The organism is Oscillibacter sp., from assembly GCF_032060045.1.
GTDB lineage: Bacteria > Bacillota > Clostridia > Oscillospirales > Oscillospiraceae > Oscillibacter.
Genome location: NZ_DAMBZJ010000006.1, coordinates 97,256 through 100,616 on the forward strand (window position 1 = coordinate 97,256; position 3,361 = coordinate 100,616).

The 3,361-nt window shown below is 57.4% G+C and carries 4 protein-coding genes; 1 reads left to right on the forward strand and 3 read right to left on the reverse strand.

Going from position 1 to position 3,361, the window contains the following annotated elements:
* The 3 genes from RT018_RS04190 to RT018_RS04200 all read right to left on the reverse strand — a co-directional run.
* Positions 1 to 1,731, reverse strand: a 1,731-nt coding sequence (locus RT018_RS04190) for an ATP-binding protein (RefSeq protein WP_312939569.1), incomplete at its 3' end; no start/stop codon positions are given.
* 83 nt (positions 1,732 to 1,814) lie between these two features.
* Positions 1,815 to 2,525: a response regulator gene (locus tag RT018_RS04195; RefSeq protein ID WP_312939572.1), complete on the reverse strand. Its 711-nt coding sequence runs from the start codon at positions 2,523 to 2,525 to the stop codon at positions 1,815 to 1,817.
* 21 nt (positions 2,526 to 2,546) lie between these two features.
* A complete protein-coding gene (locus RT018_RS04200) occupies positions 2,547 to 3,089 on the reverse strand; it encodes an NUDIX hydrolase (protein WP_312939575.1) in 543 nt (180 codons plus the stop codon).
* Between the two features lie 115 nt (positions 3,090 to 3,204).
* Here RT018_RS04200 and RT018_RS04205 point away from each other — a divergent pair.
* Positions 3,205 to 3,361: SsrA-binding protein (locus RT018_RS04205; protein ID WP_397359690.1), on the forward strand; the 157-nt coding region annotated here is incomplete at its 3' end.

A 3,361-nucleotide genomic window follows, 5' to 3' on the forward strand; every position in this document is an offset into this window, starting at 1 on the left:
CAGTCGAATGGTACCCTGATGCCGTTCCACTATTTCCCTGGCGATGGACAGGCCAAGGCCCGTTCCGCCGGACTCCCGCGAGCGGGCCTTGTCTACCCGGTAAAATCGCTCGAACACGTGCTCCCGGTCTTTTTCCGGGATGCCGATGCCGTCGTCCGCCACCTCCATCCACACATGCCCCTGTGTGGTTCCGGCGGTGACCAGAATGCGCCCGCCATCGGGGGTGTATTTAATGGCGTTGCCCAAAATATTCATCATTACCTGCTCCAGCCGCTGGCGGTCGCCCTCAATGATGGGCAGCGTGTGGGCCGGTTCCAGCTTCAGTTCGTGACTGTGATGCTGCGCTTCCAACGCGTTGGCCCGGACCACGCTGGCGATGGCGTCGCCAAAGTCGAACCGGGCACAGCTCATCTCCGTATTCCCTGCATCCAGACGAGAGAGGGTCAGAAGGTCCTGCACGATATGGGTCATGCGGTCCGTCTCGTTGATAATGATGTCCAGAAAGTTGTCGGCGGTGTCCTGGGGGATGTCTCCCCCGCTATCCCGCAATGTTTCGGCATAGCTTCTCACGTTTGTAAGGGGCGTGCGCAGCTCGTGGGAGACGTTGGCCACAAACTCCTTGCGCCGTTCCTCGCTGCGGTGGTGCTCCGTCTCGTCGTGCAAAACCACAAGAACGCCGCCGCTCACCTGATCGGAAAACGGGGCGAAGTACGCCTCCAACGTCTTCTCCCCTACCACCATTTCCGTGTCGGCATAGTTGGGCCGCTGAAGAGCCAGTATCTGTTCAAGGGGATAAACCGAGCCAAATAGCTCGTCGTAAACCGCTTCCTTTGGCACAGAACGCTGCAAAAGATGGGTGGCGGCGGGATTGCAGTGGATCAGTTTCCCGTCATGGTCAAAGGCGGCCACGCCGTCGGTCATGTGGAGGAACAGGGTATCCAGCTTGTTCCGCTCGTTTTCCACGGCGTTCAGGCTGTCTTGCAGCACGTCCGCCATGTGGTTAAAGGTCCCGGTGAGGATGCCGATTTCATCCGGCGACTCCACCGGAAGCTTGTTTCCAAAGTCCCCCCCCGCCAGCCGCTCTGCCCCCTGCGTCACCTTTTCGATGGGGCCGACAAGGGTTTTGCTGAGAAGGTAGCTGAACAGCACGGAAATCAAAAGCCCGATCACCAGCGCCTGCATAATGATGGTGAAAAGCTGGCTGTTAAGGTTGGACACGGTGTCTCGGTTGTCCAATATATAAATGATATAGCGCCCTTCCTCCCCGGAGACGGGAATGGCCACATCCATATAGTCCTCGGTCAGATCGCTGCGGTCCCCCACATCGCCGTTGAGTGCCTTAATCAGGTTTGGCGTGGACGCGAGAATCCCCCCGCTCTCCCCCGACTCCGCCAGTATCGCTCCGGAAGCCCCGTCCAAAACGTAATAGTTCCGGGAGCGATAGTCGATTCCAAGGCTTCCGGCATTGGCCTCCAGAATCTTCTGCATTTGAGCCGCGCCCTCCGGCGCGTCGGCAGCAGCCAGAAGGTCTGCCATAAAGCTGGCATTTTTGGCAACGGCAACGCCGTCCGCCTCCGATGTGGAGCCGAACATATCATTCATCTGCTCAAAAAACTCGTCGATGTAGAAGCTGGAGACGTTGGTTGTGAGAAACGCGCCCACCGTGGCCATCAGCGAGGTAATCAGCAGTAGCATTATGAGCATCAGCTTCATGTGGAGACTTTTAAACACGGCTGGCACCTCTCTTCCTTCCGGAAATCCGGGGGCCCCGCCCCGGGCCGTTCCCCGCTTGTTTCAGGGACCGTTTCCCGCTTTTATGTCGCGAAATAATAGCCCGCGCCGCGCCGTGTGAGAATGTAACGGGGATTTGCCGGGTCCGTTTCGACTTTTTCCCGCAAACGCCGGACGGTCACGTCCACGGTCCGGGCGTCGTCCCCCACGTAGCCGTAGTTCCACACCTGCTCCATCAAATCAATGCGGGCGTATACCTTGTTGGGGTGGCTTGCCAAAAAGGTCAACAACTCGTATTCCCGCTGGGTCAGTTCAATGACCTCCCCGCTGCGAAACACCTGATGGCTGTCGATATTAATCGCCAAATCTCCCGCCACGGTCATGGCCCCCTCGGCGGCAGAGGCGGCAAGGGGGGCGCCCATGCCGAGCCTTCGGATATTCGCGCCCACGCGGGCAATCAGCTCACGCATGGAAAAGGGTTTTGTGATGTAGTCGTCCGCCCCGATTTCAAGGCCCAGAACCTTGTCCGTCTCCTCCTCCCGGGCGGTGAGAATCACCACGGGTACGTTGTTGCGGCTTTCCCGGAGAGCACGACACACGTCAAAGCCGTTCATCTTGGGCAGCATTACGTCCAGAAGAATCAAATCCGGCTTGTTTGTTTGGGCCTTTTCCAGCCCGTCCTCTCCGTCATAAGCCTCCAGCGTGGCATAACCCTCCCGCTGAAGGTTGAAGCAGACGATGTCCACGATATTTTTCTCGTCCTCCACGATCAGTACTGTCTTTTTCGGTTCCATGGAGTCTCCTCTCTCAGCTTTTCAAAGGTTCAGAAGCAGCTTGGCCTTTAGAACGGCGGCAACGGTTTTCCCGTCTTCGATTTCACCCCGAAGACAGCGGTGCGCCAGCTCCTCCATAGGAATGCGCTCCAGCCGGAGAAACTCGTCCTCGTCAGGCCGGGCCTCACCCATTGTGAGGCCCCGGGCCAGGAAGAGATACAGCTCCTCCCCCAGACAGCCCGGAGATGGAAGAATTTTTCCCATGGGCAGCAACTCGTCTGGAACCGCGCCGGTTTCCTCCCGCAGTTCCCGCAGGGCGCCTACAGCAGGTTCCTCGCCTTCCTCCAGCTTCCCCGCCGGAATCTCCAGCAGCGTCTTTCCAAAGGCATAGCGGTATTGTGTCACAGCCAGAACATTGTTTCCCCCGTCCAGCGCCACCACGGCGACACACGGGCAATGGTCCGCCACCTCCCGGAAAGCGGTCTTCCCGTCGGGCAGGCGCACCTCATCCACATGGACGTTCAGCAGTTTTCCGGCAAAAACTTCCTGCCGAGAGAGAAACGTTTCCTCCAAATTTTCAACCATTTTAAAGGCACCTTCGCTTCTTTATTATAATCATTAGTCATTATAGCAAAGAACCAAAGGGATGACAACGTTTCTTTTACTTGAAGATTGGGTAGGATTATGCTAAACTACCATCATCTTACAGAACGGAACCCGAAGGGAGGCGCTTTCCACGGAGAAGAAGGGAATCAAAATCGCGGCCCAGAACCGCAAGGCGTACCACGATTACTTCGTGGAGGAAAAATTTGAGGCGGGCATTGAACTGTTCGGCACGGAGGTGAAGTCCATCCGGG

Bases quoted from the DNA above. Each gene is read 5' to 3' on its own strand.
- RT018_RS04200 (WP_312939575.1), bottom strand. From the start codon at position 3,089: ATGGTTGAAAATTTGGAGGAAACGTTTCTCTCTCGGCAGGAAGTTTTT.
- RT018_RS04195 (WP_312939572.1), bottom strand. From the start codon at position 2,525: ATGGAACCGAAAAAGACAGTACTGATCGTGGAGGACGAGAAAAATATC.